The sequence below is a fragment of the Leucobacter weissii genome (genome assembly GCF_017565745.1).
GTDB classification, from domain to species: Bacteria; Actinomycetota; Actinomycetes; order Actinomycetales; family Microbacteriaceae; genus Leucobacter; species Leucobacter weissii.
In genome coordinates this window covers 1-4,887 of the sequence record NZ_JAGDYM010000025.1, presented here as the reverse complement: position 1 = coordinate 4,887, position 4,887 = coordinate 1, and the positions used below count along the sequence as shown (strand labels likewise).

Genomic DNA, 4,887 nt, shown 5'->3' with positions numbered 1-4,887 from the left:
CAACGAGATCCGCCCGCACGAGGCGATCTCCTGGAACCGGCCAATGGAGGTGCACCTGGGCCTGGCCGACCCCACCATCCCCAACTTCGAACGAGAAGAAATCCTGCCAACTACTTGACGCGGGACAGTTGTCGTCAGGGCGGTCGGTGGCGACGTAGACGAGGTTCGCGTATCTGCCGCGGGTCATGGCGACATATAGGTTCTCCCTCGTCGTAGACGGATCAACAAGCACATGGGAGGTGTCGGTCGTGATGCCTTGCGCCCTATGCGCCGTCACGGCGTAACCCAGATCAACATGATCCGAGACGTAGTGGGCCGGGAGGGTCACGGTGCCGCGGCTGTCGGCGCGGCGGGCGGTGAGTGATCCGTCGTCTCGGATGTCGATCACGGTCCAGCGGTCGCCGTTGCGTACCCATCCGCGCGGGGTGTGGAGGCGGCGGTCGTTCTTGCGGGTGATGATCGTGTCGCCGACACCTGCACGGCTCTCTCCTTGGAGGGGGACTTCGCGTCGGGCGTCCACGGTGCCGTCGAGGATCAGGTCGGCGCGAGCACGCTGGTTCAGGGCGTAGACGGAGTCGTTCGAGTCTGCGATCAGCACCGTCGAGACCTCCGCCAGAGTGTCGGTGCGCCACGCGGTGTAGGCGGCGTCGATCATCGCCTCGGTATCGCCCCCGGTGATGCGGTCGTGCTCGGCGTAGGCGTCGATGGCTTCGGGGCGGCCGTGGCGGAGGTCGAGGGAGGCGGTCTTCTCCCAAGCGTTGACGAAGCGGTGCACGTCGACCAGCTCGGGGGCATCGTTGCGGTCGTGGACGAGGAGGGAGAACGCGCCGCCGGCAGTGACGGATTGCAGTTGCGCCCAGTCACCCACCAGCAGCACCTTCGCACTGACCTCCACCGCGTGCTCTGTGATCCGGTCGAGGGAGAGGGTGCCAGCGAGGGAGGCTTCGTCCACGATCACGAGCTGACCCTTCCGGAACGATGCGCCTGTGTTCTGGTGGTCTTGCCACCATTTCGCGGTGTTCTCCGCCGGAATGCCGAGATCATCGGCGAGGACTTGCGCGGCGACCGCGGAGGGTGCGAGCCCGACCACAGAGCCGCGCCCATGCTCACGCTCCCACGCGGTGCGTAACGCGCGCATCGCCGTCGTCTTCCCGGCGCCGGCCGGGCCGACCAACACATCGACCGCCCGCCCCGAGATTGCGACACCGGCGAGAGCCGTGGCCTGATCGTCACTGAGGAATCGCCCCTCACGGTCCGGGCGTCGGGTGACCTTCTCGATGGACTCGACCGGCACGACGGGAGCAGTGACGTTGCGGGCGCGGTTGAGGAGCCGGTCTTCAGCGGCGAGGATGCCCGGCGACGAGTAGACCGTTGATCCCACTGGCCGGAACCTGCTGGTGTCGTCAGACCTGCGGAACACGGCAGGGCTCGAGGCCAGTTCCGGCGGGGTCAGCCGAATCGAGGCTCGTTCGGCGGCATCGACGACCATTCCGACGATCGCTTCACGATCCTGCGTGGTCGCGAATCGGTAGGGCATGGTCTGGCGTGCGACCTCGGCGGTGAGGTTCCACTTCCGCCAGGTCGACCGCTTCTCACCAACTGCCTCAACCACGCTGTGCCCGAGGGAGTCGATCACGTCCAACGGCACGTCATCCGCGCGCAGCAACAGCGGGGCGTCGTTCGCGGTGACGGTGCGAGCCCAGCGGGTGGCGTCCTCGCCGAGAAGGTGCGACGCTCGCTCCCGCCACTCGCCCGTGAGGTCCGCGAGGGACCGCACCTGCTTCTCTGGCCGCGTAGCCAACGTCGCCTGAGCGCGCAGCTTGATCACCGTCGCAAGCGATGGTTGTCTGCCGTGGCGGGCGACGTACTCGGCGATGAGCCGGTTCTTCTCCTGATCGATCTGCCGGGACCTGGACGAGAACTCGGTCACCAATCTCTCCGGCACCTTCGTGATCGTCCAGGCGGGGTTGCGGTCGCGTCCCATGTCTCGGGCTTCCCACTCCACGCCGAAGGCGCGGGTGAGGTGGTCAGCGAACACGGCTTCGTGGAGTTCGGAGAGCGCGACGGTGGCGGCGTGCAGGGGGCGACCGTCGAGGGATCGCCATTTGCCGTCGTGGACGGTCTGCACCTTGTTCGAGATCACCACATGCGTGTGCAGATGCGGATCACCCGCCCGAGAGTCGTAGTGATCGAACGCGGTCGCGATCACCCCGGAGACATCGGCTTGCGCAACCGCCCCATTGCGTCCTGCCGCGCCGACACGGGTTGCCGCAACCTCTCGCTCGATGAACGCAACCATCTCCGCAACCGCCGCATGATGCGCCTCCGCAATCAACGATTGCGTCCCCGCGTCGGACACCGCCCAGAGCACTGATGCGGACTTCGGAATCGAGAAGGTGAAGTCGAACCCAGCAACCGCCTTCCGCACCCCACGCGTGCTCTCCTCGGCCTCGATTGCGGCGACGGCTTCGGCGCGCTCGGTCACGGGGAGGGCAGCGTCGAGCCGTGCGGTGCGGTGCTCGATCCGCTCGGTCATGGTCGGGTACTTCCGATACGGACTCCCAAGCGCCTGATCAGTGACCGGGTCTCGGCCTTGCCCGATCAGCCGTTGAAGCTGAACCTCAGTGACCTCATCGCCAACGGTGATCGAACCGCCGCCGAGTGCGGTAACCGCTGAGCCGATCCACCGCCCGGGCGGGGTTCCTTCCTGCGTGTAGTACCTCGTGAGCGGGGTGGAGAGCACCCGGTCGCCGTCACCGGTGGCGACGGTGCGCAGGAGGTACTTGTAGCCGCCGCCGGCGGACATCACCCGCATCGAAACCGTCATCGCCCACCGTCCTGTCTTGGTGAGGAGGTGAGCGCCTTCACCCGACAGCGCGGTCAACTCTGAGTTGACTTTCGCGACGGCGCGAACCTCGCTTGCAAGACGCGTGACAACCCGTTCGAGCGAACCGCGAAGGGGTCAGACGAGCGAACTTCTGGGCGCGGCACGCGGGGTCGTGGCGAGCGGCCTGGGCGTAGGCCGGTGGGGCCGACCGTGCACCTCGTTGGTGACCAGCTCGGAGCAGCATCACGGCTCCGGGGATCACCGACCCAGGAGGCTCGCCGATGGCAAATAGGGTTCCAAGCGACCCGGCCGCGCCGCTACGCGTCGGGTCGCTGTTCTCCGGCTACGGCGGACTCGATCTCGCCGTCGAGGAAGTCTTCGGGGCGAAAACGATCTGGTTCTCTGAGATCAACGAACCCATTGCCCGCGTCTTCTCCCACCACTGGCCCGACGCCCCCAACCTCGGCGACATCACCACCATCAACTGGAACACTGTCCCGCCGGTGGACATCCTCTGCGGCGGGTTCCCCTGCCAAGACGTATCCACGGTCGGGAAGATGGCCGGCCTGAAACTCGGCACTCGATCCGGACTCTGGGCGCACATGGCAGCAGCGATCGACGTTCTGCAACCGGAACGGGTGGTGATCGAGAACGTGCGCGGGCTGCTATCTGCACCCGCGATCCGCGCGATTCCCGAAGGAGACAACGATGAGCAGCGCAACCCCAAAGACGCAACCCCCAGCGACGCAGCCTCTCGCAGTGTGGAATCCGATTCGTGGCATTTGGGAGAAACCGCAACTCGACCTCTTCGGGCAGCGGGAGCAGTTTTGGGAGACCTGGCCGACCTCCGGTATGACGCGCAATGGATCGGTTTACCCGCTTCCGCTATCGGCGCACCTCATCCCCGATACCGGGTCTTCATCCTCGCCCACCGCGCTGTTCCGGACCCCACTCGCGTCGGACGCGTCTCGGGGCGGGGAGACCCTGCAACAGGTGAAAGCACGGCGGGGCACGATCGCTCTGAGCCATCAGATTATCGACCTCGCCCTCCACGGACCACACGGATACCCGCGCACCCAGGAGCCCGAGAGCCTGTGGTCGTTGATCGGGCAGCTCTTCGACGCTGGGGACGATACGCCGAAGCCGTGACCAGATGGGAGCGAATCACTGGCCGCTCCGCTCCGTCACCGGCGCTTCTGAGCGACAAGACCGGTCCGCGTCCGGCGCCCCCGTTCGTCGAATGGCTTATGGGGCTACCGGCCGGATGGGTGACCGATGCGTGTCATGGGCTGACCGCCAACCAACAACTTGCGTCGCTCGGGAACGGTGTTCTCCCGAGGCAAGCTGTCGCGGCTTTGGGAACGGCCCGGAAGATGCTCAACTTCTGAGATACACCAGCACTGTGAGGACCTGCTTGTTGCCAGCATGCTCACCGACGCGGAGCATGGCGAAGCTGCTGCCGATATCGCGCTCGATCCGTACGGATTGGGAACGATCAGCGGCTCCGGCTGCCCCCTGCGGCGCGGTGCTCGGGCGTTTGATGGGTCGGATGTGCCCGGTAAACGGGGGCGTTAGTGTTGGGAATGCGTTAGCGAACCGCGGTGATCTGCCGGTTTGCTGCATGGGCTCCGTATGGCGCTCTCGCGGTGGTCCCGTGAGCGGGTGAGCATCAGTGCATGTCTCGTGTAAGTCCCACAGCTGGCCGGTCGCGACAGCCCAGCGGTTCCCGGTTGCCGCGACCCGTGCGCTGGGGATCCGTTTGTCACACTGTCGCGCGTCACGGTGTGGGGACGTCCCGCCTGGTCGTGTATTCGCCGGTGTCGTCGGAGCGTGAACGGTTCTGGGCACGGTTGGCGAGTGCTTTCGTGCCGGCGGCCCTGAGCATGGGTCTGCTGCTGTGGCTTGTGCTTATCGCGGTTGGCGCGTCTCCTGATGTCGCGCGTCAGACTATGTGGCAGGGCTGTTAGTTGAGTCCTGAACGGAGAGTCCGACATGGGAAGACCACCCCAGATTCCGGTGGAGAAGAAGACAAGGATCGTGCTGAGCGTCCTTGCCGGTGA

The 4,887-nt window shown here is 66.0% G+C and carries 3 protein-coding genes; 2 read left to right on the top strand and 1 reads right to left on the bottom strand.

Annotated elements, in window-relative coordinates:
* Window positions 1–2,827: MobF family relaxase (mobF, locus tag J4H92_RS15150; protein ID WP_208099012.1), on the bottom strand; the 2,827-nt coding region annotated here is incomplete at its 3' end.
* A gap of 281 nt (window positions 2,828–3,108) precedes the next feature.
* On the opposite strand from mobF, the gene J4H92_RS15145 reads away from it, so the two are divergent.
* On the top strand, window positions 3,109–4,215 hold the full coding sequence (locus tag J4H92_RS15145) for a DNA cytosine methyltransferase (RefSeq protein ID WP_208099011.1): 1,107 nt from the start codon (window positions 3,109–3,111) through the stop codon (window positions 4,213–4,215).
* 288 nt (window positions 4,216–4,503) lie between these two features.
* A complete protein-coding gene (locus J4H92_RS15870; protein ID WP_424960877.1) occupies window positions 4,504–4,794 on the top strand; it encodes a DUF6611 family protein in 291 nt (96 codons plus the stop codon).
* Window positions 4,795–4,887: the final 93 nt, after the last annotated feature.

Bases quoted from the DNA above. Each gene is read 5' to 3' on its own strand.
- J4H92_RS15145 (WP_208099011.1), top strand. From the start codon at position 3,109: ATGGCAAATAGGGTTCCAAGCGACCCGGCCGCGCCGCTACGCGTCGGG.
- J4H92_RS15870 (WP_424960877.1), top strand. From the start codon at position 4,504: ATGTCTCGTGTAAGTCCCACAGCTGGCCGGTCGCGACAGCCCAGCGGT.